23 protein-coding genes and 1 pseudogene are annotated in these 25172 nt (G+C 56.4%); 8 read left to right on the top strand and 16 right to left on the bottom strand.

Going from position 1 to position 25172, the window contains the following annotated elements; translation table 11 throughout:
* Positions 1-10: 10 nt before the first annotated feature.
* On the top strand, positions 11-1747 hold the full coding sequence (locus ACUVSA_RS00120) for an aldehyde ferredoxin oxidoreductase family protein (RefSeq protein ID WP_445893340.1): 1737 nt from the start codon (positions 11-13) through the stop codon (positions 1745-1747).
* A gap of 394 nt (positions 1748-2141) precedes the next feature.
* Here the strand turns inward: ACUVSA_RS00120 and ACUVSA_RS00125 are convergent, their stop codons facing one another.
* The 9 genes from ACUVSA_RS00125 to ACUVSA_RS00165 all read right to left on the bottom strand — a co-directional run bounded on the left by ACUVSA_RS00125 (position 2142) and on the right by ACUVSA_RS00165 (position 11552).
* A complete protein-coding gene (locus tag ACUVSA_RS00125; RefSeq protein WP_445893341.1) occupies positions 2142-2462 on the bottom strand; it encodes a hypothetical protein in 321 nt (106 codons plus the stop codon).
* Between the two features lie 196 nt (positions 2463-2658).
* Positions 2659-3918: an MBL fold metallo-hydrolase gene (locus ACUVSA_RS00130; RefSeq protein ID WP_445891297.1), complete on the bottom strand. Its 1260-nt coding sequence runs from the start codon at positions 3916-3918 to the stop codon at positions 2659-2661.
* 211 nt (positions 3919-4129) lie between these two features.
* Complete coding sequence (locus tag ACUVSA_RS00135) at positions 4130-4549, bottom strand: hypothetical protein (protein ID WP_445893342.1); 420 nt, start codon at positions 4547-4549, stop codon at positions 4130-4132.
* Between the two features lie 13 nt (positions 4550-4562).
* Positions 4563-4853, bottom strand: a complete 291-nt coding sequence (locus tag ACUVSA_RS00140; protein WP_445893343.1) for a hypothetical protein — start codon at positions 4851-4853, stop codon at positions 4563-4565.
* Between the two features lie 4 nt (positions 4854-4857).
* A complete protein-coding gene (locus ACUVSA_RS00145; protein WP_445891294.1) occupies positions 4858-5082 on the bottom strand; it encodes a hypothetical protein in 225 nt (74 codons plus the stop codon).
* A gap of 20 nt (positions 5083-5102) precedes the next feature.
* Positions 5103-5570, bottom strand: coding sequence for a hypothetical protein (locus tag ACUVSA_RS00150; RefSeq protein ID WP_445891293.1), 468 nt, complete (start codon positions 5568-5570; stop codon positions 5103-5105).
* A gap of 16 nt (positions 5571-5586) precedes the next feature.
* Positions 5587-6999 carry a CaiB/BaiF CoA transferase family protein gene (locus ACUVSA_RS00155; protein ID WP_445893344.1) on the bottom strand — a complete coding sequence of 471 codons (1413 nt, stop codon included), beginning with the start codon at positions 6997-6999 and terminating at the stop codon, positions 5587-5589.
* 1 nt (position 7000) lies between these two features.
* Positions 7001-8488 (bottom strand): CaiB/BaiF CoA transferase family protein, encoded by a 1488-nt coding sequence (locus tag ACUVSA_RS00160; protein ID WP_445893345.1) that lies wholly within the window; start codon positions 8486-8488, stop codon positions 7001-7003.
* 820 nt (positions 8489-9308) lie between these two features.
* Positions 9309-11552, bottom strand: a complete 2244-nt coding sequence (locus ACUVSA_RS00165; protein ID WP_445893346.1) for a sigma 54-interacting transcriptional regulator — start codon at positions 11550-11552, stop codon at positions 9309-9311.
* Positions 11553-11903: 351 nt separating this feature from the next.
* Here ACUVSA_RS00165 and ACUVSA_RS00170 point away from each other — a divergent pair, with 351 nt between their 5' ends.
* Positions 11904-12086: a hypothetical protein gene (locus ACUVSA_RS00170; RefSeq protein WP_445893347.1), complete on the top strand. Its 183-nt coding sequence runs from the start codon at positions 11904-11906 to the stop codon at positions 12084-12086.
* A gap of 316 nt (positions 12087-12402) precedes the next feature.
* On the opposite strand, the pseudogene ACUVSA_RS00175 reads toward ACUVSA_RS00170, so the two are convergent.
* The 7 genes and pseudogenes from ACUVSA_RS00175 to ACUVSA_RS00205 all read right to left on the bottom strand — a co-directional run bounded on the left by ACUVSA_RS00175 (position 12403) and on the right by ACUVSA_RS00205 (position 18033).
* A pseudogene (locus ACUVSA_RS00175) lies at positions 12403-13938 on the bottom strand (HDOD domain-containing protein).
* A gap of 23 nt (positions 13939-13961) precedes the next feature.
* Positions 13962-14939 (bottom strand): tRNA dihydrouridine synthase, encoded by a 978-nt coding sequence (locus ACUVSA_RS00180; protein WP_445893348.1) that lies wholly within the window; start codon positions 14937-14939, stop codon positions 13962-13964.
* A 7-nt stretch (positions 14940-14946) separates the two neighbouring features.
* Positions 14947-15282, bottom strand: a complete 336-nt coding sequence (locus ACUVSA_RS00185; RefSeq protein WP_445891286.1) for a ferredoxin-thioredoxin reductase catalytic domain-containing protein — start codon at positions 15280-15282, stop codon at positions 14947-14949.
* A complete protein-coding gene (locus ACUVSA_RS00190; protein ID WP_445891285.1) occupies positions 15279-15533 on the bottom strand; it encodes a glutaredoxin family protein in 255 nt (84 codons plus the stop codon). Before ACUVSA_RS00190 ends, ACUVSA_RS00185 begins: the two co-directional genes overlap by 4 nt.
* Before the next feature lie 132 nt (positions 15534-15665).
* Positions 15666-16406, bottom strand: coding sequence for an amino acid ABC transporter permease (locus ACUVSA_RS00195; protein ID WP_445893349.1), 741 nt, complete (start codon positions 16404-16406; stop codon positions 15666-15668).
* Complete coding sequence (locus ACUVSA_RS00200) at positions 16403-17209, bottom strand: transporter substrate-binding domain-containing protein (RefSeq protein WP_445891283.1); 807 nt, start codon at positions 17207-17209, stop codon at positions 16403-16405. Before ACUVSA_RS00200 ends, ACUVSA_RS00195 begins: the two co-directional genes overlap by 4 nt.
* A complete protein-coding gene (locus ACUVSA_RS00205) occupies positions 17194-18033 on the bottom strand; it encodes a TIGR02757 family protein (protein ID WP_445893350.1) in 840 nt (279 codons plus the stop codon). The genes ACUVSA_RS00200 and ACUVSA_RS00205 overlap by 16 nt, the downstream gene beginning before the upstream one ends.
* 212 nt (positions 18034-18245) lie before the next feature.
* Between ACUVSA_RS00205 and ACUVSA_RS00210 the strand changes: the two genes are divergently transcribed.
* The 6 genes from ACUVSA_RS00210 to ACUVSA_RS00235 all read left to right on the top strand — a co-directional run bounded on the left by ACUVSA_RS00210 (position 18246) and on the right by ACUVSA_RS00235 (position 25156).
* The gene (locus tag ACUVSA_RS00210) at positions 18246-18947 is read left to right on the top strand and encodes an HD domain-containing protein (protein ID WP_445891281.1); all 702 of its coding nucleotides are present in this window, start codon (positions 18246-18248) and stop codon (positions 18945-18947) included.
* A 47-nt stretch (positions 18948-18994) separates the two neighbouring features.
* Positions 18995-19774, top strand: coding sequence for an ATP-binding protein (locus tag ACUVSA_RS00215; protein WP_445893351.1), 780 nt, complete (start codon positions 18995-18997; stop codon positions 19772-19774).
* Positions 19775-19809: 35 nt separating this feature from the next.
* On the top strand, positions 19810-20127 hold the full coding sequence (locus ACUVSA_RS00220) for a cupin domain-containing protein (protein WP_445891279.1): 318 nt from the start codon (positions 19810-19812) through the stop codon (positions 20125-20127).
* Between the two features lie 225 nt (positions 20128-20352).
* Positions 20353-20961, top strand: coding sequence for a helix-turn-helix domain-containing protein (locus ACUVSA_RS00225; protein WP_445891278.1), 609 nt, complete (start codon positions 20353-20355; stop codon positions 20959-20961).
* Positions 20962-21593: 632 nt separating this feature from the next.
* Positions 21594-22904, top strand: coding sequence for a bifunctional folylpolyglutamate synthase/dihydrofolate synthase (locus tag ACUVSA_RS00230; RefSeq protein ID WP_445891277.1), 1311 nt, complete (start codon positions 21594-21596; stop codon positions 22902-22904).
* Between the two features lie 2 nt (positions 22905-22906).
* Positions 22907-25156, top strand: coding sequence for an LPS-assembly protein LptD (locus tag ACUVSA_RS00235; RefSeq protein WP_445893352.1), 2250 nt, complete (start codon positions 22907-22909; stop codon positions 25154-25156).
* Positions 25157-25172 lie beyond the last annotated feature (16 nt).

Below are 25172 nucleotides of genomic sequence, written 5' to 3' on the forward strand. Positions count from 1 at the left end.
AGGTAAAGGGATGGACAAGATTTTACGTGTGAATATGGGAGCGGAAGGTGGTCCCAAAGTGACCGTTGAACCGCTGGGGGATTATGCCGGACTTGGGGGCCGAGCCATGACATCGGCCATTGTGTCCAAGGAAGTCCCGCCCACGTGTCACCCTCTAAGCGCGGAAAATAAACTGGTTATCGCTCCGGGACTGCTCAGCGGCACCACGGGAGCCATGACGGGACGCATTTCTGTGGGCTGCAAGAGCCCGCTCACCGGTGGAATCAAAGAAGCCAACGCGGGAGGCCAACCCGCGCAGGTGCTGGGGCGTTTGGGCTACGCGGCCATTGTTCTGGAAGGTAAACCCAAGGACGACTCTTTGTACAGAATCGTGATCAATCACGAAGGAGTCAAGGTCCTTCCCGCCAACGACCTGAAAGGACTCGGCAACTACAAAACGGTGGAAAAGGCCAAGGAAGAATACGGCGACAAAATCGCCTGTATCTCCATCGGCCAAGCCGGCGAAATGAAACTGGCCGCCGCCTCGGTGGCCTGTACGGATCCGAAATTGCGTCCCACGCGCCATGCCGGCCGAGGCGGCGTGGGAGCGGTCATGGGATCCAAGGGCGTCAAACTTATCGTGCTGGACGACAGCGGCGCCAAAATGCGCTCACCTAAAGATCCAGAAAAGTTCAAGGAGGCCAACAAGCGGTTCGTGGAAGGTCTTCGCCGTCATCCGGTGACAGGCCAGGGACTTCCAGCTTACGGCACCAATGTGCTCACCAACGTCATCAATGAGGCGGGCGCTTATCCCACGTATAACTTCAAGGAAGGCCGGTTTGCCGGAGCCGCCAAGATCAGCGGGGAGACGCAGGCCGAGACGGAAAAGGCTCGCGGAGGCAATCCCACCCATGGGTGCCATCGTGGGTGCGTGATTCGGTGTTCCGGCATCTACGTGGACAAAGACGGCAACTACATCAGCAAGCAGCCGGAATACGAAACCGTCTGGGCCCATGGGGGTAACTGCGGCATTGACGATCTCGATGCCATCGCCCAACTGGATTTTCTGGATGATGACATCGGGCTCGACACCATTGAAATGGGCGCAACCATCGCCGTGGCCATGGACGCCGGCCTCGCTCGATTCGGCGACGCTCAGGCGGCCATCGACTTGGTCAAGGAGGTGGGTAAAGGCACAACACTCGGACGCATTCTGGGCAGTGGTGCTGCGGTTACAGGAAAGGTCTTTGGCGTGGAACGTGTTCCGGTGGTCAAGGGCCAAGCCATGCCCGCCTACGATCCTCGAGCCGTCAAGGGCATCGGAGTCACTTATGCCACCAGCACCATGGGCGCAGACCATACAGCGGGGTACGCCGTCGCCACGAACATCCTCAAGGTCGGCGGCGATGTGGATCCCTTGTCTCCACAGGGGCAGGTGGAACTTTCCCGCAATCTGCAAATCGCCACGGCCGCCATCGACTCCACGGGCATGTGCCTCTTTATCGCCTTTGCCCTTTTGGATCAGCCGGATACCTTTCAAGCTCTGGTGGACATGATCAATGCCTTTTACGGCCTGAACATGACCGCAGACGACGTGGCCGCCTTGGGGAAAAAGGTTCTTAGCATGGAGCGGGACTTCAATTTGAGGGCCGGGTTCACAAGCAAGGCTGACCGCCTGCCGGATTATTTCAAAAAGGAAACCCTCCCTCCGCACAACGTCACCTTTGACGTGCCCGACGAGGAACTGGACAAGGTTTTTAACTGGTAAGGTCAGAGGCCGGTTTTTCGCCAAGGGGCGGTTAGCACCGCCCCTTTTCTTATGCCCCCATACAGTTCCGGCGGCCGAAAAGCAGGACGTGCCTTTAGCCGTCGTCGATGCGGACCGAAGTCTGGCGGCGATTCCATGAAAGCAGCCTGCGGGGCCGTTTGAAAAATGCGGTCTGAGGGTTCCCGGGTTCGGATCGAGGGCATCCGCGCCCCCCACGCTTTCGAAGGGACGGCCTTTTTGCCCTCCGCGAACTCTCGGACCACGAGAAAGCGGTTCCTGCGCTGGGTGCGTGATTCCCTGCGAACGTTGAGAAACGGCATTCTCCGACACGCCTAAAGGGAAGCAGAGCAGGCGCTGTTCGGACAGCTTGTGAGGGGGGTCAAAGGGCCGGGGATCAAGGGTGAGGAATTTCATCGACGGCTTTGTTCTTGGGGGGGGTCTCTCCGCCGCTCACCATTTCATGGTCAAAGTCGGCAAGAATGTGGCGCACCATGGTTTGCATTTCCCATGGCGCGTAGGGTTCCACAACGCACCCGTATACCCCGGCTTCCATGGCTTCACGAATCAACCCGCGAGAATCCTGGGCACACAGAAGAATGAGACGGCACGTCTTGCATGCCGCTCGCAAGCGCCCGTAGATCGTCGGCCCATGGCGATGGACAGCCTCACTGTCCAGGATCACAATGCCATGGCCCACGTTCGCGAGACCTTTCATAAGAGCCGAAAGGCTGTGGACGCTTTCCGTTGGGGCCCCCACGTGTGCTAAGGCTTCGAGCGCGTGCGCACGAATCTCCTCGCGGGAAACCCACAAAAAAACTTTTGAGGGTTCCTTTCTGATCACCATATGTTTCTGAGCGCCGCACTCGGGCCGTAACCGCTCCCGGGCACCGCGAAGACAAGGCTTTACAGAATCACCCTGGCGCCGTGCCGGTTCGGGCCATGAGCGCCTCCCCCTTCGCCGACACCTTTTTCATGAGCTCTTCTTTATATCGCCCGACGAATTCATTGCGGAATTCGTCAATATCCATGGCTTCATCGTGTCGACCGGCAAGGTGCAGGGCCATGCCCTTGTACACCAAAGCTTCCTTCATTCGACCGTGGCGCTTGAGCAGATCGTCAAAGGCGGCCACCGCCTCCTCATAGCGCTCCAGGCCCATCAGGGCATACCCCATGGCCATGGACTGGAACCGCTCCCCCTCCTCATCCGGGCTCGGCACCACGCTTTTCAGCACCTCCAGGCTTTTCAAAGCCTCTTGAAAGCGGCCCAAATCGTTCAGGCACAGGACCTTATACCGCAGGGCGGTTATGTCGGAGGGCTGGTAGCGCAAGGTTTTCTCCACGCAATAGAGGGCTTCTTCCAAACAGCCCTTGCCCATGAGGTGCTGGGCCGCCTCCTCGCACGACAGCTCGCGACTCACACCCAGAAGATGCTTGATGATTTCCTCATAGCTGGCTTCCAGAACCTTTCGACCCAGCCCGAACACTGGCCAGCCATGCCCCGGCATCACGTGGTCGATGTCCATGTACAGGAGATTTCTAAAGGTTTGCAGCATGTGGTCGAGCCGTCCGCCGCCGTGTTTGTCCGGCGCCGAAAGGCCGTAGGGCAGCACCGCATCGCCGCTGAAAAGGCTTCGCGTGTCCTTGTGGTAAAGACTGATACCGTCAAAGGTATGGCCCGGAACGTGCGTGACTTGAAAGCAGAAACGTCCCGTGTGCACCGTCTCCCCGCCCTGAACCAACCGCAGGGGAAACGATAAAGGTGCAAGGTTGTTCTTGAGCTCTTCCGGGCCGGCTTCGTGCATGACGATTTCCATGGAGCCTTTTTCGCGAATGCCTCGGTAATTGCACAGCTCCAGAACCCCCATGGCATGGTCGAAATGACCGTGGGTGATGACGACACGCTTGACCTGCGCCGGATCAAAGCCCAGATCGAAAAACTGCAGATACGCCGTATAATCGTTTCCGGGATCGACGACCGTCAATCCGTCATCTTCAATGATGTAAATGTTGGAAGAAAAGTTGTAACCTTCGAGAAACCATGTGCTTTGCCACAGGGCCGCATCGCCGTCGAACATTTCGCCGAGGCGCGTCCAGGCCTGCGTGGGCTTTTCCAAATCGTAGGGTGTGCACTGTCGGTTTTCGTATTCGTCCTCGCGAGGGATCGCTTGCATGCGCATCCTTTCCATACACAGGTGGCCCTAGGGGTGTGGGTGACCGCTCCCTCGCACCTCAGAAGAAAGCGAAAAGGAATGCCGGTCGGGAGGGATACGTGCCGTGGGTCGGCATTCGACATCGCTGCATGCCGAACGCTCGGCCGCTGTGGATACGCAAAGGGCCTTCCTTGAGCCTGTACGCGTCACGGAAGGCCCTTCCTGTAATGGTCTAGGGCGCCGCATAGGGCAGGAAGTAGCTCAGTTTCATTTTTTCCTTCGGCCACCACTTGGTCTTTTTTTCTTCACCGGGATACACATCGACCTCATTGATCTTATTGATCACCAGCTCGATGAAATGAAACTCGGTGAGTTCGTACTTGGTGATGACCTCGGGAGGCAACACCACGGCATAGCCCGTTTCCTTGCTGGCTTCCCACCGAAAGTCTTCGTTGGGTTCCGCCGTCTTTTCCCCTTTGGGGTTGTAGACGGCAAGCAGTCTCCCAATGACCTTGTCACCGGGTTGCACCTTGAAGTCGTTGTAGACGTCATCCGGCAGATACCACCACAGGGCCCTGTAGCCCGTTTTCACATAACCCCGGACCAGCATGGGGTCAAATCCGCACACGCTCACTCGGCATTTTTCGGGCATGCTCACCCTCCTTTTACGTCGATAAAAGCGACCGCAAGTCCTTGACCTGCCCGTAACAAAAATCCCAAAAGGCGCTCACCTGATCGTCGTCCAACTGCTGGGTCATGTGCATGCGGCGCACAAAGGGTCCCATGTACTCCTCGATCTCCTGGACAAATTCCCAGACCAGGTGATCGTCGGTCCCGTCACCGTCCGCCATGTCCACGTAACTGGCCTTCCAGGTGAGCACCATGGATTTGAGGCGCTCCAGTTCCTGAGCTGCCTGGATCCGTGCCTGTTCCAACAGTGCGTCCTGCATAGGCATCCTACTACTTCGCTTCAAAGGCGTAGCACTTTTTCACCACATTGAAGTCCGCTACGCACCAGTAGTGGGGCCAGTGGATCTTTTTGCACCAGCCGATGATGTCCGCTGGCGGAAATTTCGAACCCTTGAGAACCGGTTTGAGATGGGCGCATTGCCAACAAATATGGTCACTTTGCTTCTCGGGCACCAGAACGGTGTCGAGAAATTGCCGCGGGGTCAATTCTGCCATGGTCGCACCACTCCTTTCTTTTACCATTCACTCACTTCGCCCTTTTTGATCTTTTCCTGGTATTCCTGCCAGACCTCAGGCGAAAGTTTCTGAATGTCCCACGTATAGCTGCAGGATCCCGCCACTCCGGTGGACGGCGGCTGCGGGCGCCATCCACGCACCGGGCGGCCGCGGGCGCTGAACTTGACCATATCGGCCCTGCCAAGATAGATGTGGCGCGGCAGGCAATTGTATGGACGGGTCTTTCCTGGCGTTCCGGGAAGAATCTCCTCATAGCCGTCATTGGGTTTGTCGGCGTATACGGGCAGAATATCCGGTTTCTCGCCCGGTTTCTTGTCCGGACCCTTATACATATGGCCCTGTATCATGTAAATATAATAAACGTTTTCACACCCGGCGCATTTTATCTTACCTTCCCAATTCCAGAAGTAATACGGGTCCAGGTAATTGACCGTATCACAATCCTTGCACCAAATGATATCACACATCGGCGGCTCCTCCCCTCTAGATGAGGTTCTTTTCATACCACTCTTCGATCTTGCTCATGGGATACCCGAGCATTTCGTGATAAATTTTAACGTTATCGGCACCCACAGGCCGCCAAATCCAGTTGACTCGACGCGGCGTCTTGCTCATCAGGCCGGCACTGTAGCCGCTTTGGATGAGTACATCGCCAAAGACCGGATCTTCAAGCCACCGGATGGTGCCTCTTTGGCGGAAATGTTCGCATTCGTACACCTCTTTATCATTCATGACGGGCATGGCCAGAAGCCCCGCATCCGTCAAGGTCTTCACCACCTGGGATCGTGTCTTGTCGGCGGCCCAATCTTCCAGGGCCTTGTAGATGGTCATTTGCGCCTGCGGCCGGACGCGATCTTGCAGGGTCTTGTACTGATCCCACAGGTCGTTGCGGCCGATGATGGCGCACAACTCTTTGAAATCGGGATCATTAAAGGCGCTCACCACGGCGTAGCGGGCTTCGTATTTGAGCTGCGGGTTGGGCTCATCGGGATAATCGCTCTTGCCGCACAGAATGATTCCATGGACACAAAGCTGCGTATCCCAGTTGCCCCAGCGCTGCCGCACAATGCCGAAACGGCCGTAGAGCGGAGCGGCATAGCCCAGGCAGCGGGTGGCCGCCTGAACCTGCGAAAATTCGATCATGGTACCCAGTCCCGTTTTGCGGCGCCAATAGAGAGCCGCCAAAATGGCCACTGTGATCTGCGTGCCGGAGTACCAGTCGATACACCAGTTGGAGTGTTTGGTGCAGTGGCCCCCGAAGTCTTCGTGGAAACCGGTGACACTGGCCAAGCCGGCATGGGCCTGACCGAGAATGTCATAGGAACCGCCAAAGACCTTGGGCCCGTAACCGAAACCGCCGCCCCAAACGTAAATGAAGCGCGGATTGAGCTCCTGAAGGTACCGGTAGCTCTGTTTCCAGCGATCAAAGGTTCCGGGTCGATAACACTCGGTGAGGCCGTCGGAGAGTTTCACGAGCCGATAAAAGGCTTCTTTCATTTCCGGCGCGTGGTAGTCCATGGTTATAAAGTACTCGTTGCTGTTGGCATTGGTAAAACCCAATCCCGTACCCGTCATCGGGCGCGAGTCATGGAGAGGGTAAAGGTAGCATTCGTTGAAAGGAGAGGTGTGCCGCATGGGATCACCCATGCGAGGCATCTCCACTTTGATGCATTCGGCCCCCAGTTCAGCCAGGTTGGCCACTGAATGGGGCGTAAAGATGTACATGGTGGTGCTCAACCATCGAATGCCTTTGAGGGACTCCGGTTTGGTCTTCTCCTGGCCGGGGGCGAAGACCTTTCGGCAATACTCTTCATAAGGCATCTTCATTTCTTCCAGTTCCCCCTGACTCTTGGGCCCTGGTAGATCTTCGATCCTGGTCACTCTCTGATCTTTCATCTTAGACCACTCCTTGTTCCTTGAGTTCCCTCAGTTCACTCTGACTCAAGCCGATGTATTTCATGAACACTTCGGCATTGTCTTTGCCCAAAGGCCGCCCGAGCCATTTGACACGGGCAGGTGTCCGCATCTGATAGGCGGTGGTGGCCTCGGAATACATCAGGGTTCCGTATTCCTCATCCTCCAGCACGTTGACCCACGGGCGATACTTGAAGTGCGGGAACTCGGCCACTTCATCGATATACAGGAGCGGGCCGGCCGCGATTTCGTACTGCATGAGCTTTTCTTCGGCTTCCAGGCGGTTGATATTCCGCAGCCACATGGCGGTCATGGTGTAGGTTTTCGTGAGGGCCTGCAAAGCATTGCGGGCGGCCATTTCCTTCAGGAGCGGGTCTTCGTGGATCAGACGGCCGAAAATGGGCAGCTCCCGCTCAATGCACATGCCGATGCGGTACCACAAACGGTCCGTCTGGCCGCCGATCATCATGTAGCCGTCCTTGCAGGGGTTCCAGGCATATTGGTTCAGGTTGGGGTCCCAACCGCCCGTGCGGGCCTTGATGCTCTTGTTGAACCCGTACCACGTGATGTCGAAGTCTAAGATCTCCATGAGGGCTTCGGCCGACGTGGTTTCAATAAATTGGCCTTCTCCGCTGAATTCATCGCGCCAGTAAAGCGCCGCCAGAGCGTTCACGGCCGTTTGTTCGCCGGCCACGTAATCGGCAAACCACACGCCCGACCGAGTAGGATCGCCGCCCTTACCCCGAGGGAGCAAATCTTCGGGAAAACCTGTATTATGAACAAAAGAGCAGGCCGCCTGACCAAAAGGATCCAGCATCCACTGGCCGTACTTGGATACTTTGTCCTTCATGGGGCCCCACTGGCCAAGCTCTCCAACCCAACAATAAATGAGTTTAGGGTTGATTTGCGACAATTGTCGATACCCTATGCCCCGCTCATCCATGTATGCCGGAGGGTATTCCTCAATGAGGATGTCCGCATGCTGGGCTAATTTGGTATAGAGCTCGCGCCCTTTTTCCGTTTCCAGGTTAAGGGTCACCGAATAAGCGTTCCGGACTTCATGAATAAAATCCAAGCCGCATTTGGTGCCGGATTTGTCTTCCAGCATATATTCTTCGCGGCCAAAAGGCGTGAGCTTGCGCATAGGATCCCCCGTGGGCGGTTCCACATTGATCACCTCTGCGCCAAGCTCCCCAAGAAGACCAGCTGCAAATTTATGCCCCATGCGCCACAGCCCGCACGATATAACTCGAACACCTTGAAGCGCTTCAGGTTTTCCTCGGGCATATTCGATGCGCAGATTATCTTCACACCACTTACCGAACTCTTCCGCCTTTCTTCGGGCATACACGGCGGTCACTTCCTCCGGGGAAGGAGGCGGTGTCACCGGCCACGGCCGAACATCCGGCCCCATCAATGTCAGGGTATCCTCCCGACTGTTAATCTCCACTTCCCGAACTTTTTTCGCCATCTTTTAACCTCCTTGAGTTCCGGAACCTTCCCCCATCCGCCTTGTTGCTTCCTTCGGGCTTCTGATCGCCAAGACCCGCCCTCAGACAGCGGGTCTCTGGCCCTGAAGTCCCGCTGCTTCATGCAGCCCTTTCGCCCACTCCCACCCCCTTTCCTCTCAAAAAATCAATGCTTCGCTTTTCACTTGGCTCCGCATTGCTTCGGGGTCCTCGAAACAGGCTTTTGCCCGCCAACGCCAGTGTTCGATCCGTGACCACCCTGAAAGAAGCCGCTCACCCGTCTTTCCCCAGGTAATCGACTCCTCGTGCCTGAAAAACCACCGGCTCACACTCAGGTCACGCGGCTCCAAACCCTTCGAAACCCTTTTCAAAACCGCGCACGTTCTTTAAGGCCCAGCCAATCATCGACGCGACACTCCTTTGGAAAGACAACGATCGTGTGACGTGGAACGCGGAAGGGATACGTCGCCTCATCATGGGACAGGGGAACAGGACATGTGATTTCCGCCCGGAACGCTCCGACACTGAAACTCTTCACAGGCCCTGATGACTACCTTTTTTCGTGGACTTACACCATACAATTTTCACGCCAACTCGAGTGGGCTATGTTGTGCTTCATTTCACGCATTTTTTCTCCATCTTTTTTTGAGCTGTTAAAGAGTTCATGGGGCCTCTTAAGTCATTGGCTTTGGAGGCTTTGAGAGGGTCTCCCGGCTCCTTGATAGGCCGGAATTCGACTGATGAGGAATCTACTCTAGATTATATATCTGGTAAGATTAGATAAAACTTGGGTGTCCTTTATACGACTCTACTTTCCAGACTCTAGACACTGCTTTCGGGACTCAGTCTGTAGCGTTGAATCTTACTGTAAAGCGTGCTTCGGCTCACCTGAAGCTTTCGAGCCGCTTCGTGTTTGTTCCACTGGGTCTGGCGAAGGACTTGTAGGATTAAGCGTTTTTCGTTTTCCAAAAGGGAGGCGGTGGGGGTCGCTTCATGCGCATGGAATAGGAAGCGGGGCAGGTGTTGGCGCCGAATGGTGTCTTCCTGAGCCAAGATGACGGCATGACTCACCGCGTTTTCCAATTGCCGCACGTTCCCCGGCCAATCGTAGTCCATCAGGGCCTGAAGGGCTCCGGAGGAAAAGCTGGTGACGTGTTTGCCCTCCTTGGCGCTGTATTTCTTCAGAAAGTAATGGCTCAAAAGGGGAATGTCCTCTTTTCGGTTGCGCAAGGGTGGCAGATGGATGGAGATGACATTGAGCCGGTAGTAGAGATCGTCTCGAAAACGGCCGCTTTCCACCTCTTCCAGCAGGTTGCGGTTCGTGGCCGCCAAGACGCGCACGTCCGCCTGCAGAGTGGATTCGCCACCGACCCGTTCAAAGCGGTGGTCTTGCAGAAACCGCAGGAGCAAAACCTGGGTGGCCGGCGCAATATCTCCGATTTCGTCCAGAAACAGCGTGCCGCCATGGGCTCTTTCGATGCGGCCCATCTTTCGGCGAATGGCCCCTGTGAAGGCGCCTTTTTCGTGGCCGAACAGTTCGCTTTCTAAAAGGGTGGGAGAATAGGCGGAACAATGGGCGACGACGAAGGGCCCCTTTTTGCGATGGCTACGGTTGTGAATGGCGTGGGCCACCAGTTCTTTGCCCGTGCCGTTTTCGCCTGTAATAAGCACGGTGGCGTCGGATGCGGCCACCAGGTCGATAAGTTCATGCACCTCCAGCATTTCCTTGCTGCGCCCGATGATACCGTCTCGGCTCGTCAGAGCCGCATCGTGAAAGGAAGGGCTGGCCACGGCCGTTTCTTCCATCACCAGGCGGTTCATGGCTTCGGAGGTCAGGGAAAACAGAGCGTCGATGTAGGCACGCAGATCCTGGGAAAGGGTCATTGTGGTGTGGGAAAGCAGCACGTACACGCCGAGAGCCCTTCGCGGGGTCCTCCAAAAGCCGAAGGTCACAACGTGTCGTGGAGCGGCCCAGCGCCTGAGTGCCTCCTGCAGCATCTCAGGGGTCTCCACGCTTCGGCCCGTCACCAGCCCACCCTGCAGCCCCTCCACAAGCCCACTCGTTCGGTTGGCCTCCAGAAGAAGATTCTTCAGGCTATGAAGAGCTTGCGGCGCAATGCTAGAAGCTTCGCAAAAGACCAGGTGGTCTTTTCCAGCCGCATCGGGCAGCACAAGAACCACATCCACCGGGCCCACATCCTGACGCACGGCTTGCGAAATCCCTGCCAGAAAACTGCTCAGGGTCGGCGCTCGTGCAGCTTCCGACACCACGTGCTGCAACCGAGTGTAACTTGGAACCTTTGGGCCCCTTGTGGTTTCTCCGGCCCAGGAGACGTCCCGGCCCGGTCCTTCCGCCGATGCCTTTTCAGTATCAGCCCATTCCATGCCGGCCACGTACAAGCCGTCGCCCTCATGGCGTAAAGGCGTCAACCGCACCAGAGACATGCCGTTGAAATTTCCATCGCCGTTTGGGCAAAAGGCATGGCGTCCTTCAGGATCCATGGATTCCAGCGGGCATGTTCGGCCCAAAGAGGTGCACGGGTCCGTGAGGCCTCGAAGGACTCGATAGCACAGCTGGCCCACGGCTAAAGGGGGCCTTAAGCCTCGCTTCAAGTGAAACGTTTCATTGGCATAGACGATGATCTTGGATCGTGCCTCGACAACAAAAAAACCCTCACGCAAACCGTCCACGGCCCATTGCAAGAGATCCTCGTTTCCGTTTTTGGCTCCTCTTGATGGCCAAGGGGGAGCCATTTCATGGATCAGGCCCACCAAGGCCACCATCCCCTTGACGGAGACTTGCTCCAAGAACACGTGCCATTCCGGCCCTTCAGCGCTCAGCCGCCCCTGGTACTGGACGGGTCTGTTCCCGGCCCGGCGCAAATCCCCCGCCAATTGACGCGGCGAAACCAAACATCCTAAGAGCTTGAAAAGCTTTTCCAGACTCCACCGGTGCGTATGCCCGCCGTTGCCCATGCCCAGGGCATCCCTGAGCGCCTCGCTCATATAAAGGATGTTCAGTGAGGCATCGACAAGGAAAAAGCCTCGAAAGGTCTCTGCATTCATCCCATTCCTCCGATCCGTGGAGCTCTATCGGCTGTGGGTAGCCCACGGCATGAGGAAAATCCCTCATCGCAAGGTCCCCAAGGCCAGAACCCGACACAAGCCCTTGAGATTCCTCCTCACGCTCCGGATAAGGACAGGGAAAATAAATGCCTGCCATGAATGCGCACAGGGAAAATCGCTCGATTCTTTATATCATGGCACCAGCAGCCGGAATCTGTCAACAAGGTTCCCAGGGGAAACGGCTCTCCTGACCCAACTTCCGCTTGCCCCTTGACCTCAAAGGAAAAGGTCTTAAGTTTGAGTCAAAAGGACTATGAGAAACGATGCTCAAGCTAGCAAAGGAGGTTGCCCATGGTGACCTTGAATATCGAAGATCTTCGCAAGGCATGTCGGCCGCTGTGGATGACCCACTGGGATGTGGAAAATGTGGCTGACTTTTTGGGTGGTGGCGGTGATCTCTGGTCTGACCGGCTGCATGCGGAGTGGGCGCGTGACGCGGGAGAAGACGTGACGGTGGCTGAATCGCTCAACTAGATCGAGATCATTTTCATAGGAGCAAGAAAGCTCGGCTGAGGCCGAGCTTTTTTTGGCTTGTCGGTTTTATCCCTTGCCGTTTCGGTTTCATCCACACAGAAGGGTTGTCAGGCGCCCTTTGGGATCCATGTCGGAACGGCACCCGCGTTGCGATTGCCACGGGTTGTGAAGCGAGCATGTGTTGTTTTCAGGGACCAACGGCTGGAAAGGCTCGGCCGCAAACGGCCTCATGATCGCACGCCCCAGGATCTTCGCGCGACACAACGGTCTTTCACCGTTCGAGCCGATCCCACGGCCCGCTTTTGTGAACGAGTTCTCAGAGTGAAGCGCGGCGCACCAGGGCAAAACCGAGGGTTGCCAACTGACAGAATCGTCGAAAGGTCAAAAACGATCTTTCATCCAGGGGTTGGCTTCCGGACAGACGATCTCCGGCAAAAACACCGACTTGTTGATGCACCCATCCCACGCGCCCCACGAAGAATTCACGAGCGGGAAAGAACTGGAGCACCTCCGGTGTGATAAGAGCCTTGATACTGGGCGGACTTTTCTCATGGACCCACAGCCACGCAGGCCCTTGAAGCACGTGGGCGAAGATGTTGGGATACGGGTCAATGGGCACGAGCAATCCTTGAAAGCGGGCCTCCAAAGGTCCGTAAAGGTTTTTCACTTCAAGGAACCTTGCGTCGGCGGTCCTGCGAAAGTAGGCCACGCGATCCAGGCCGGCCCCTTTCAAGAGGCCCCGTGCGGCTCGATCCAGAACACCTTGGGCGTGTCCGGGTGCCATATCCACCAGGTACGCCAACAGCTCATCCACCAGTTCCAATTGCCTTTCGGCATCGGCCGGTTTCCAGACAGCCTTGGGCATCAGCAGGAATTCCAAACCCTCCGCGTCCTTGGCTCCCGTCGCTCTCAGGTCGTTTTCGCTCCCTAACATTGATGGTTTTGTCGCCGTCTGGAGCTTTTCTTCTCTCAGCGGAAGTTCTTGGGCGAATTCCAGCGCCTTCTTTTCAGCGGCTTCCAGCAATCGCAGCACGGAGGTCTCGGGAATTTTCCATCGATCCACAGCGGCTTCCAGCGCCGCCGTCCACGTTTCGGATTCGCGCCCTTGTTCAAAGGCCAGTCTCAGCGCCGACGCCACGCGCACAGTTTGAATCCGACCATCGGCCTCATTCCGATCCAGCGCCGCCCTTTTGACCAAGTCCCCCAGAGCCCATTCTTCGGCGAGGCGCACCGTGAGTCGGCGCGTTTCAAAACCAAACACTTCTTTTTCCACCACGGCTTGTTCTGTTGCGGCGCACTGGGAGCGCTTTTGCCGAAAAGCCGCCACCTTTTCCAGGGGAACCACGCACAGAAGGCTCAAGAGTCCAATATCCAGAAGCAATCCAGCCGCATACAGCTCCTCGGGGGAGCCGTCCCTAAGAATTTCCCCGATCCATTGGGTCAGTAGAGCCTGTCTGTAGGCACGAAGGACACCGCGCAAAATTTCCTCAAGCCGTTCATCGCTGTAGGTTTCTTCCACAAAGCGTGCGAACAGGCAGACCTAGCGCACGGCATCAAACCCCACCAGCACCATGGCTCGTGGAATGGACATGACCCTTTTCAGACCAGGATTGTAAAAGGCACTATTGGCCATGCGCAGCAATCGGGCGCTCATGAAAGGGTCTCTGGCCACCGCCTCGGCCATGGTGAACGAGGACGTGCCAGTCTGAGAAAGGACGCGAGCAATGGCCGTGACCGTAGGACGCAGGACCGGCAATTCGGCACGCCCCACCTGTCGCGCCCAATAATTGGGCCCGCGAAAGCCGGACACTTCCATCGCCCCAGCCGTTGTCCCTTTGTCGGCTTCTTTCATAAGGCCCTGTGATTTCTACCCTTTCACATCATGAAGGGTCGCACGGGGTAATCGGAAAGCACATCCCTGGATAAAAATCCTTGTAGGGTTTCCACCATGGCCTCTAAGTTCCCTGCACGGCATGATCTGTGGTAATAGTGGGCTCCGTAGGAATAGTTCTGACAGATCCAAAAGGCAAAACGCCGAAACCGGCGGACGGCTTCCTGTTGCGGCATCCATTGGCGCAGGAGAAGACCGTATTGGCCCACCATGGGGGCGACGTCCGGGGGATTGGGAAGGGTGCCTGCGGAGCGAAAACGGTAAAGGTCCGAAAAGATCCATGGACGCATCAGAGCCGCTCGACCAATCATCACGCCGTCGCAACCGGTCTCTTCCATCATGCGGACCGCATCTTGGGGTGAAAACACGTCCCCGTTTCCGATGAGGGGCATGGTCAGGATGCGCTTCCACCGTTTTAAGACTCCCCATCGTGCAGGCCTTTTAAAAAGATCCCCTGAATAACGGGCGTGCAACACCACTGCATCCACGCCGCACTCGTGCAACAGTTCCGCCCAGCGCTTCGCCGTATCTTCGGGCCCGTCCGGAATCCTCATTTTCACCAGCAACGGACCTTCCAGCACGCGCCGGGCTTCCCGAAGAATCTCCCGCACCCGATGCGGCCGCCGCAAAAGAGCGGCTCCCCATCCATATCGAGCCGGCATGCCGCAGCAACAGCCCAGATTGAAATCATAGGCATCAAATCGGCCAAGGGCTTGCAACTTTTCAAAGGCCTTGGCCACCACGGCGGGATCATCCCCCACTATCTGGCAGGCCCGGGGCCGATCGAGCAATCCTGCATCGCAGTAGGGGTCTTTTTCGGGACGCGAAGACGCGACGATGCGAGCGTTGAGTATTTCGGTGTAGTAAAGTCCGCATCCACCCCATTGCGCCACCAAATCTCGAAAACAGGCATGGGTCACGTCCGCCATGGGAGCCATGACCCATGGAGTTGGCAGGTTCATCATTGTCTCAGAAAAACACCTTTTCCGGCGGTCTTCTCTCGGGAACCGGCACGTGCGGTATCTGTCCCTCATTCCATGCCTTTGACACATACAAACCGCAGTAACAACTGCCGTACTCCGCCACATCGAGATCACGATACACGCACGGGCACAGGATGTCGCGGTCCTTTTCACGGTCACCGGACGCCAACCGGCAAGGGCACACCATGTACCCATACCGGTCTTTGTTAATGAGAAGACTTTCCAACAGGGGTAAAGTCATTCCCTCAAGATCTTGGTTGAAATAATACCCTTTGGCTTCCTGAATGGGGCGAAGCTTTTCATACAGCTCAGAAGCCGTCATTGTTTCAAAGCCTCCTCAATCTCGTCTTTTCGAAACCCCACGATCACCTTATCGCCGATGATGATGGTCGGAAAGGTGCAATTGGGATTAAAGCGCTTGACTTCTTCGATTATCGCCTGGCGTTCACCACCCTGCAGCGTATCCACATCCACACAGTCATACGCCACGCCGCACTCCTTGAGAAAATCCTTCGTGTGGCGACAATGGATACATGTGCTCAGCGCGTAGAGTTTGACCGATTTGCCCGCCATAGAGATTCTCCTTCTCGTTGTCCATTGCCGTCGCCGAAAACTTTTTCCGTGTTCTTATAACATAAAAGCCGTAGGAGTCCAAAGCAGGTTGGCTCAGAGGGTGTCTCGCGACGGCCCGCCTTTTTCAAAAGGCTATTTTTTCCCGTTGCTCAGGCGCTGTTCCAGCTTTCGCGTCAGGTAGGACAGAGGGTAGGTCAAGGCCAGGTAAAGGAGCGCCAAAGGCAGGTAAGCCTCAAAGGTCTTGTAGGTGGTAGCGTTGATCACTTCTGAGGCTTTGGTCAGTTCTCGCACGGAAATCACGGACAGCAAAGACGAATCTTTGATTAAGGAAACGAATTGCCCGGTCACCGGCGGAATAATGCGCCGAAAGGCTTGCGGAAACACCACGTACCGCATAGTTTGGCGGCCGTTGAGCCCCGTGGATTTGGCCGCTTCGATTTGCCCGGGATCAATGGATTCAATGCCGGCCCGCACCATCTCCGTGATGTACGCTCCGGAAAAAAAGGCCAGAGTCACCATGCCGATGACCAGAGGGTTGTCGTAGCGAACGGCCGTGGCCAAGCAAAAATAGAAGATGTAGATCTGCACCAACAACGGAGTGCCACGAAAGAGTTCCACATAGTAAGATGCCAGAGCCCGAAGGATTTCGTTTTGGGAAACCCTGGCCAATCCGCCGGCCACACCAATGACAAAACCCATGGCGATGGCGCCGAGGGAAATCCACAGCGTGTAGACAAACCCCTTCACAAAGAGGCTCCGATACTGCCAGGGGACCCTCCAATTCCATGGGTATTCCAAAATGCCCAACAAAAGGGCCAAGGTCGCAACGACCAGGGCCCCAAGAAAAAGGCGCACAGCAACGCGATACATCATGGATTGATCACGGCTCCGATATGTTTTTTGTACAACTCCTCATAGCGGCCGTCACCCTTAATGGTGTCCAGAAATGTGTTCAGCCAGTTGAGAAAGTCAAAGTCCCCCTTGCGCAGGGCCATGGCAAAGGGTTCGTAGGTAAAGGGCTTGAGAATGGCTCGCGTAGTGCTCTTGTTCTGGCCGTAGTGTTTGGCGATGGAAATCTGATCGTAGAAAAAGGCATCGGCCCGGCCCTCCACGACTTCCCGCACGCAGGCGGTTTCATCCTTGAAACGATTAATGGCGGCGTTGGGAAAACGTTTTGTGGCCACCAGGTCCCCTGTGGTCCCCGTCTTGACGGCAAGAATGCGGCCCGAAGCGTTGAGCTGCTCCACGCTGTTCACGTCGGCGGCTCTCTTGGCGCTCAGCAGCACACACAGCCCCGTAATAAAATAGGGTTCTGTAAAGGTGATCGCCTTGGCCCTTTCCAAGGTCCGCGTCATACCGGAAATGACCAAGTCCACCTTGCCGCTTTGCAGGGCTGGAATTAATCCGGTCCATTCCATGTCCTTGATTTCCAGTTTGACGCCCAGTTCCTGCGCGATGAGTTTAGCCAGATCCACATCAAAACCCATTGGCTCACCCTTGGTGTCGGCATATTCAAAGGGATAGTACTCCACTTCCATGCCCACGATGAGAGTGCCCCGCTGCAGGATGTGGTTCAGTGTGCTGGCCTGAAAAATCTCGTGGGGCGTCACCGCCTGGACGCACACCGCCGCCCACAAAATCCCCGCCATCACCGTCGCGCTCAGGGCTTTTCGCATGACATGCCTCCTTTGCCGTGTTCTTGAGGTAACCACCAATGATCCAAAAGCTCTCTTTCCCTCATGGCCATTCGTGTTAAAGAAAAATCATATCGGACCGGATCCTCGGGCCGCAGGCGTCGAAAGGCTTCGGTAATCTCCAAGGCGGTCTTAAGATCGGCGTGCCGGCGTTGCGTGAGCCCGCAAGTGTGCGCGATGGTCAGCATGTGTGTATCCACAGGAATGATGAGATGCCTTGGATGCAGGCACGTCCATCCGCCGGGATCCACGGCGTCGCAGCGTACCAGCCAGCGCAGGAAAAGATGCCAGCGTTTGCAGGCACTGCCGCATGACGGCCTGGCCATCAGCGGCCGGCGTGACGCCTGTTCGGCCGTAGGGGAACAGGCCATGTACTCCGCAAAGAAATGGATGCCCTCCCAAAGGTCCCCTCGACTGCGCTTCAAACACGCCGCCATGGCCCCTTCCAGGGATCCGTAGGCACGCAGAACATTGGATAGACTTTCCAAAAACGATCGAAGATCCTCCTCGCGGAAGAACCGATACCGAAATCCCCGGCACACCCACTTGAGATCGGCCGCATCGGCATATCGCAAAAAGGATGCAGGACCATTTCCCAATCGTCCCAGAACCCCCTGCACCTGCTCGACAATGCTCTGAACTCTTCCCACGGCCAGGGACGCGGCAAGAAGGGCCGCCACTTCCCGATCTTCCACATTCTCGTAGGCATAGACGCATTGCAGAGGATCCGGCGCCACCATGTCCCGGCGATGATAGCGTTCATAGACCCATTCGATAAAAATTTTGAACCGGTCCCGATCGTTCACCCCTATATCCCACCGTCACGTCTTGAAGAATTTTGAAACAGCATTCCTCTTTTTAATGCATTCTTTTCTCAAAGCAAGGCGCTCAGGATCTTCGGTTTTAAGGGCCATAAAAAAGCTGATCTTGACTTAAATCAAGGCCGAGGTCACGCGACGGTCTTATGTTATGTTCGAAAACATCACCACGACCCGTGCCGCGAGAAAGGAGCGCCGTCATGAGATGTCCCGGACAAGACAGCCGGTTCTGGAAACCGGGAGCCATTCTTGAGGCCAAGTGCCCGCAGTGCGGACAGCCAGTCGAATTCTTCAAGGATGAAACGAGTCGAAAGTGCGCCCGATGCGGCCATAAATTCGTGAACCCTCAGATGGACTTCGGCTGTGCGGCCTATTGCAAGTTCGCCGACCAGTGCCTTGGAGATCTTCCTCCGGAGTTGCTGGCACAGAGGGAAAACCTTCTCAAGGATCGAGTGGCCGTGGAAATGAAAAAGCACTTCGGGCGCGATTTCAAGCGCATCGCCCATGCGGGCCGGGTGGCTCGTTTTGCGGAAAAATTGGCCATGCCCCTGGGTGCCGATCCGGCGGTGGTATTAATCGCCGCCTTGCTTCATGAAACCTCGCCGAAGGCAACGCCGGAACCGGCTTCTGCAAAGGCCAAAGAACTGCTTTTTCGGCTGGGAGCCCGCCCGGATCTGGTGGATGAAGTGTGCACCATCATCGACGCCATGGCCCAGTCCAGCGGGCCAGGGAGCCTCAATGAACAGTGCCTTCGAGACGCCCACCGCCTGGCCGAGCTGGAAGAAACCTTCGCCAAACATCCCGAACAAGCCGGACTTCAAAGCGAAACCATGGCGCACGCGTTCCTTACGGAAACGGCCCAATCTTTGGCTGAACGCATCATGCGCGGCGAAAAAGTCTGACGGACACCCCCTTGCCCCACGCATTCCAAACCAAAGGAGCCCATCACATGAAAGTCATGAGAAGGATTATCGAAATCGATCCGGAACGCTGTGACGGCTGCGGCCACTGCGTCATCGCCTGTGCCGAAGGCGCCATTGAAATCATTGACGGCAAGGCCACGCTGGTCTCAGAAGTGTACTGCGACGGCCTGGGCGCCTGCCTGGGCGAATGCCCTCAGGGTGCCCTAAAGCTCGTCGAAAGGGAAGCCGAGGACTTCGATCCCGAGGCCGTGGAACATTACCTGGAACAAAAGCGCACAGTGGATGCGCCAAAGCCTGCGCCTTTCCACGCCGCCCCTCAGTGCCCGTCGCAACAGATGCGCATCCTTCAAAGAGGGCCGGCTTCTTCGCACACCGCCGCTTCCACAGCTTCGGCGCTGACCCACTGGCCCGTACAGATCCGGCTTATTCCGCCCAACGCCCCCTTCCTGCAAGGGGCCGATCTTCTGGTGGCCGCCGATTGCACCGCAGTGGCCGTGCCGAACTTTCATGAAAAGTTCCTTCAAGGCCGTGTGGTCATGCTTGGATGCCCCAAGTTCGATAACATCATGGACTACGTGGATCGCTTCACCAAGATTTTTGCTCAAAACAGCGTTCGCCGCGTCACCGTGCTGTCCATGGAAGTGCCCTGCTGTTCGGCTCTGTTGGGCGTGGTGCGCAAAGGCATGGAAAAAGCGGGCAAGGAAGTGCCCCTGGAAGAAGTGGTCCTCGGCATTGGAGGCGACGTGCTGGAAACTCGAACCTGTGTTCCCGAAACCAGCCCTCGCACGTCCTCAGACCAGGCATGATGAGCGGCAAGCCTTCACCTCCACGGAGAACACCCATGAAACACATCAGTCTGTTCGAGGCCAACGATTTTTCGGAAAAGGGAAGGAAACGGCTGCTTGTGCACGATTCCCCGTACTTTAAGATCCTGAACTTCAACTTTTTACCGGGCCAGGGTCTGCCTCTTCACGCCCACGACATCGAGGGGCAGGTGAGCCTGCTTGTCCTGGAAGGCGAAGGCGAATTTCTCGCGGGGCAAGGACAAGCCTTTGCTGTCAAGGCCGGTGATTTTGTGGTCTGCGATATCGCCGAACCCCATGGCGTTCAGGCACGAACCCCCATGCGCCTGCTGGTGACCATCGCTCCACCCATCTAAACGCCGTGCTCGCGGGGATTCCGCCGCCACCCCAAGGCTCCTTGGCTCTTTCGGCCTCGTCATGTTTTTGTTCCCAACAAATCAAGTTTCCGCTAGAATGCATCTCTACTACCGTGAGGGCCCAACTTCCCAATCTTGTCTTCACCAGCGCGCATGCTCTTCTCACCACACATGCTTTTCGGGCCGATGCGGCACTGCACCGGGAATTGGAACAAAGGAGGCACGATGGCCGGACAAGATGACATCCATCTCGCCGTGAAAGCGTTGAAAATCGGGCACAAACTGCGGGGGCTTCGCCAGCAGCACAAGTATACCCTTCAGGATCTTGCGCAAAAGACGGGCTTGTCCAAGCCTTTTTTGTCGCAGATTGAAAACGATCACGTGGTTCCTCCCATCGCCACACTCATGAAATTGGCCCTCGCCCTCAACGTCACCCTCGCCCATTTCTTTCAAGAACAGGAAACCGACGAAAAGATTTCCATCACACGGCCCGGCGAGCGGTCTCGGTTGGAGAGGCGGCCTCACCAGAGCAAAGTGGAGAGCAACTACATTTACGAATCATTGGAATTTCGAAAGCGTTCCAAGCATATGGAACCTTTTCTTGTGGAATTCCCATTGCAAACGGCGGATCAGATGGTTTTTCAGAGCCATGAAGGGGAAGAGTTTCTCTACATTTTAGAAGGAGAAGTGGAATTTCGCACCATTGACCGGGTGGAGATTTTGCACGCAGGAGACAGCATTTACCTGGATTCGGATATCAGCCACAGCTTTCGCTGTGCGGGAGACAAGCCGGCCAAAGCCGTCGCGGTACTCTACACGCCGCGGCCCACCTGACGGCGAAAGCCCCGAAAACAATGAAGCCCGTCCGAGGTTGAGACCTCGGATTCGCTGATGGGACCCCAAGGAACGATCGATTTTCGCGGCCTGCGTGCTCCTGCATGCCACCTTATTGTCCATGCCTGTAGAACGCTCCCTTTTCCCACTCGTGCTAGAAGGCCGTTCGAGAACACCTACTGTAGGAGCGGCGCACGGTGCGACCCTTGATCGCGCCGGGCGCCGCTTCTAATAAATGCAACGAAAACAGCCCCTAAAAGCCATTCTCGAACACGCTGTTGGGGGCACGGCCCGTGAGTGAGCCAGCTGCGGGAAAGCCGCTTGGTAGCCTGTGACGAAGATGTGCCATGGGTCTTGGGGCTGAGGTGTTGGTCGACCTTTTTCGCGTCTTTCATCGTCCTGCAAACTGTGCTAAGAAGGAAGGCGGTTCGACAAGGCACCTTGGGGGGTGGCGTACGCCGGAAAAACCGATCTCGCTTTGTGGCACTCCGCAAAAAGCGCTATTGTCGGACTAGCTGAGAGCAGAGGCGGTTACGGCGCAACCCACAGGAATGCCGCCTCGCCTTTCGAACGGCGGGGAATGCTGTGCATGGGCACACGATGGGCACAACTCGAGGACACGGCGTTTACGCATGCCAGACTCGGTAGTCGATTTTGCATCCGCGGTGGATTTTCTGTGCCGTCTTCAAAAGGTGGGTATTAAGTTCGGGCTCAATCGAACCGAAAACCTTTTGGAACGTCTGGGAAATCCTCACCGCCGCTTTCGGGCCTTACACATTGCGGGGACCAACGGCAAGGGGTCCACTGCCGCATTTCTTTCCAGTATTCTCACACGACACGGGTTTCGTGTCGGTCTTTACACGTCGCCCCATTTGGTGCGTTTCACGGAACGGTTCCGCATCAACGATGAGGAATCATCGGCGGAACGCATCTTTGAGGTGTTTCAGGACGTGATGGGCGTGGTTGCCGGGGACGAATGGCCGACCTTTTTTGAAGCGGTGACGGCCATGGCCTTTCATTACTTCGCTCAGGAGGCCGTGGACTGGGCCGTCATTGAAACGGGTATGGGTGGGCGACTGGACGCCACTAATGTGATTTTTCCTCAAGTGTCCGTTATCACTAACGTGGCCATGGATCACCAGGAGTTTCTGGGATCCACCTTGTCGGCCATAGCTCGAGAAAAGGCGGGGATTATCAAGGATCGCACGCCTGTGGTGACCGCCGTCAAGCAGCCCGCGGCGCAAAGCACCCTGAAAGCGGCCTGTTTGAAAAAGTCGGCGCCCCTTTACAGGTACGGGGTTCATTTTCGAGTCCAGAAAAACGGTCCGCAGCACTTTCATTACCAGGGTTTTTCACGGGACTGGCCCAACCTGAAGTTGGCCCTTTTGGGAGACCATCAGTACACCAATGCGGCCGTGGCCCTGGCCGCTCTGGAAGTCCTTGAAACCCAAGAGCTTCTGGCCCTGGATTGGGATAAGATCGCTCAAGGGCTTGCGCAGGTTCGATGGCCCGGCCGTTTGGAAATTCTGGAAACCCAACCCATGGTGGTTTTGGATGGGGCCCACAATCCCCACGGCGCGGAATGTTTGCGAACGGCGTTGAAAACCCAGTTCGCGCATCGCCGTCTTCATCTGGTCATGGGCATCATGGCCGACAAAGACATTCGAGGCATCTTTCGAAGGCTTCTGCCCCTTGCGGAAACCGCCGTTTTCACGCAGCCTCGTTATGGAAGAGCGGCCCATCCCGATGTGCTGCGGCGCCTGGCCCTTCCCTTTCACAAGAAGGTTTTTGTGATTCCGAAACCCGCCGACGCCATCGCTCAGGCCAAAGCCATGGCTGCCCCTGACGATGTGGTGTGCGTCACGGGCTCCCTTTATTTTGTCGGAGAGGTCAAAGAGCTTTACGGAGAACCTTCCCAAACCCACGATCGGCTGTTGGCGTGAACATGGGCATAGGCCGGTTCCTCATTCGTTTGTCCTTTTTGACCGCCGCCTTCTTGATGGCCTCGGTGTCCCCCGCCCGGCTCGAGACGCAAACCGTATCCCAAAAGCCTTTGCAGACTCGAAACTTTTTCGCTCGCAGTGAAGCTCCCTGGACCATCGAGGCGCAAACCCTGCGCTACGACGCCATGCAGCGCATCTACCAGGCGGAAGGCGATGTCCACATCACATCGGACAACAAATCCATTCGCGCCGATTGGGCTCAGGTGGATCTGGAAAAACAAGAAGCGCAACTGGCCGGATCGGTGCGCATTCAGTACGGCTCGGATTGGCTCACGGGAAACAAGGTCATTTGGCACCTGGACACTGAAACAGGCTGGGTGGACGGCGGAACCGTTTATTTTTCCGAAAATGGCTTTTATCTTTCGGGAAAAACGATCACTAAGCGGGGGCCCGACCGTTATCACGTCTCCCGAGGAACCCTCACCTCCTGCGACCCGGCTGCACCGGATTGGTCCATTGCCTTTGCAGACCTGGACGTGACGGTGGACGGGCTGGGGTGGGCCAAGCACGGATCGTTTCGTTTGGGAAAACTCCCTGTGTTTTACATGCCCTTTGCCTTCTTTCCCGTCAACAAGGAACGCCAATCCGGCTTCCTCCTGCCGACCCTGGGCTCCAGCAACCTTCACGGCCCTTACCTGGAAATCCCCCTTTATTGGGCATGGCGTCAAGATATGGATTGGACCTTTTACGCCAACACCATGAAAAAGCGCGGCGTAATGCTGGGCGCTGAGTATCGCATGGACCATGCGACCCTGGGGGAAGGGGTCTGGTTCGTGAATTACCTGGCAGATCAGGCGGACCCCGAGGACTTAAAGGCTCATGGCTATCCCTTTCAGGAAAGGGATCGGTACTGGTTGCGAGCCCGCCACACGGTGGAACTGCCGCACCAGGCGGAAATGTTCCTGGACCTGGACCTGGTAAGCGACCAGAATTTCTTGAAAGAATTTCAATCGGGATCCGTGTCTCGAACGGCAACCAACCGGGCCTTTCGCCGGGTGAGTCAGCGGGAGATTCTCAACGATGAGACGATCACGAGCCGGGAATCCAGCCTTTATGTGCTGAGGCGATGGGAATCGGCCGTCGCCAGCATGGATGTTCGTTACTGGAACCAACTGGATCGAAAGCTTGATGAAACAACGTTGCAGCAACTGCCCTATCTTCGAGCCTCTGTCACGCCTTCGGCTCTGGGTCTGGGATCTACCTACTACTCCTTGGATGCTTCCGCCGTCCATTACTGGCGACCGCAGGGGGACGCAGGCCTTCGAACGGACATCTTTCCGACTTTGGCCTATCCGATCCATTGGTTTCCCTACCTGGCCGTGGAACCCTCTTTGGGGCTGCGATCCACCCTCTATCAAGCGGACACCTCCGGTAAGGAAGAGGCCGCGTTCACATCCAGATGGGTTCCGGAAGCTCGGCTGACAGCGTCCACCCGCATGGAACGCGTCTATCGCCCTTCCGATACACTGGCCGTGCAGCACGTGATTCGCCCCGACCTTCTTTATGTCTTCATTCCGGACATCGATCAGGAGGATCTGCCTTTTTTTGACGACCTGGACCGTATTGGACGCCAAGATACCGTCCTCTACGGTTTTTCCAGCTTCTTGACGACCAAGAAAACTCAAAGCCCGCCGGGCCAAGACCCGCAGTCGTTTTACAAAGAGTGGGCTCGGTTGGCGGTGCACCAGGCGTATCTGGTGGGTGAGCCCGTTCCGAAACCTCCCATCGAGACGCAACCGGGAAAGCGGTTTTCCGACATTTTGATGTCCCTGGATCTTACGCCCGAGCGATACCTGAACCTCTCTTACGACGTCACCTATTCCCCCTACCAAGGCCGCGCCAACATTCATGACTTATCTTTCTGGCTCAATTCCCATCGAGGCGACTGGGCTCAGGTAACCTACCGGTATCGTCAGGACACGGCGGTAGATGAAATTATCGGGAGCGCCCACCTGCAAGTGCGTCCCCCTCTGAGTCTTTACGTCTTGTACGACTACTCTTTTGATAAAGAGGAAACTTTTAAACAAGTGTACGGCCTTCAGTACCGCCACGGGTGCTGGGGCCTGCGCATGAGTTACCGCGAAGAGGCCAAAGAAAAAGAGGTTTCGCTGGCCCTGGTGTTGGTTGGCTTGGGACAAATCGGCGGCACCTTGGCTCAGGACGGCGATCTGTCGTTGAATTCCAACCCTTGAGCGGAGGACACGGTGG

Source organism: Desulfosoma sp. (genome assembly GCF_052743555.1).

Excerpts from the sequence above, each read along its gene's own strand:
- ACUVSA_RS00140 (WP_445893343.1), bottom strand. The coding sequence starts at position 4,853 with ATGCCTATGCAGGACGCACTGTTGGAACAGGCACGGATCCAGGCAGCT.
- ACUVSA_RS00195 (WP_445893349.1), bottom strand. The coding sequence starts at position 16,406 with ATGATGTATCGCGTTGCTGTGCGCCTTTTTCTTGGGGCCCTGGTCGTT.
- ACUVSA_RS00130 (WP_445891297.1), bottom strand. The coding sequence starts at position 3,918 with ATGCAAGCGATCCCTCGCGAGGACGAATACGAAAACCGACAGTGCACA.
- ACUVSA_RS00185 (WP_445891286.1), bottom strand. The coding sequence starts at position 15,282 with ATGACGGCTTCTGAGCTGTATGAAAAGCTTCGCCCCATTCAGGAAGCC.
- ACUVSA_RS00135 (WP_445893342.1), bottom strand. The coding sequence starts at position 4,549 with ATGCCCGAAAAATGCCGAGTGAGCGTGTGCGGATTTGACCCCATGCTG.
- ACUVSA_RS00220 (WP_445891279.1), top strand. The coding sequence starts at position 19,810 with ATGAAACACATCAGTCTGTTCGAGGCCAACGATTTTTCGGAAAAGGGA.
- ACUVSA_RS00190 (WP_445891285.1), bottom strand. The coding sequence starts at position 15,533 with ATGGCGGGCAAATCGGTCAAACTCTACGCGCTGAGCACATGTATCCAT.
- ACUVSA_RS00180 (WP_445893348.1), bottom strand. The coding sequence starts at position 14,939 with ATGAACCTGCCAACTCCATGGGTCATGGCTCCCATGGCGGACGTGACC.
- ACUVSA_RS00120 (WP_445893340.1), top strand. The coding sequence starts at position 11 with ATGGACAAGATTTTACGTGTGAATATGGGAGCGGAAGGTGGTCCCAAA.
- ACUVSA_RS00155 (WP_445893344.1), bottom strand. The coding sequence starts at position 6,999 with ATGAAAGATCAGAGAGTGACCAGGATCGAAGATCTACCAGGGCCCAAG.
- ACUVSA_RS00235 (WP_445893352.1), top strand. The coding sequence starts at position 22,907 with ATGGGCATAGGCCGGTTCCTCATTCGTTTGTCCTTTTTGACCGCCGCC.
- ACUVSA_RS00165 (WP_445893346.1), bottom strand. The coding sequence starts at position 11,552 with ATGAATGCAGAGACCTTTCGAGGCTTTTTCCTTGTCGATGCCTCACTG.
- ACUVSA_RS00170 (WP_445893347.1), top strand. The coding sequence starts at position 11,904 with ATGGTGACCTTGAATATCGAAGATCTTCGCAAGGCATGTCGGCCGCTG.
- ACUVSA_RS00215 (WP_445893351.1), top strand. The coding sequence starts at position 18,995 with ATGAAAGTCATGAGAAGGATTATCGAAATCGATCCGGAACGCTGTGAC.
- ACUVSA_RS00230 (WP_445891277.1), top strand. The coding sequence starts at position 21,594 with ATGCCAGACTCGGTAGTCGATTTTGCATCCGCGGTGGATTTTCTGTGC.
- ACUVSA_RS00160 (WP_445893345.1), bottom strand. The coding sequence starts at position 8,488 with ATGGCGAAAAAAGTTCGGGAAGTGGAGATTAACAGTCGGGAGGATACC.
- ACUVSA_RS00200 (WP_445891283.1), bottom strand. The coding sequence starts at position 17,209 with ATGCGAAAAGCCCTGAGCGCGACGGTGATGGCGGGGATTTTGTGGGCG.
- ACUVSA_RS00210 (WP_445891281.1), top strand. The coding sequence starts at position 18,246 with ATGAGATGTCCCGGACAAGACAGCCGGTTCTGGAAACCGGGAGCCATT.
- ACUVSA_RS00225 (WP_445891278.1), top strand. The coding sequence starts at position 20,353 with ATGGCCGGACAAGATGACATCCATCTCGCCGTGAAAGCGTTGAAAATC.
- ACUVSA_RS00145 (WP_445891294.1), bottom strand. The coding sequence starts at position 5,082 with ATGGCAGAATTGACCCCGCGGCAATTTCTCGACACCGTTCTGGTGCCC.
- ACUVSA_RS00150 (WP_445891293.1), bottom strand. The coding sequence starts at position 5,570 with ATGTGTGATATCATTTGGTGCAAGGATTGTGATACGGTCAATTACCTG.
- ACUVSA_RS00125 (WP_445893341.1), bottom strand. The coding sequence starts at position 2,462 with ATGAAAGGTCTCGCGAACGTGGGCCATGGCATTGTGATCCTGGACAGT.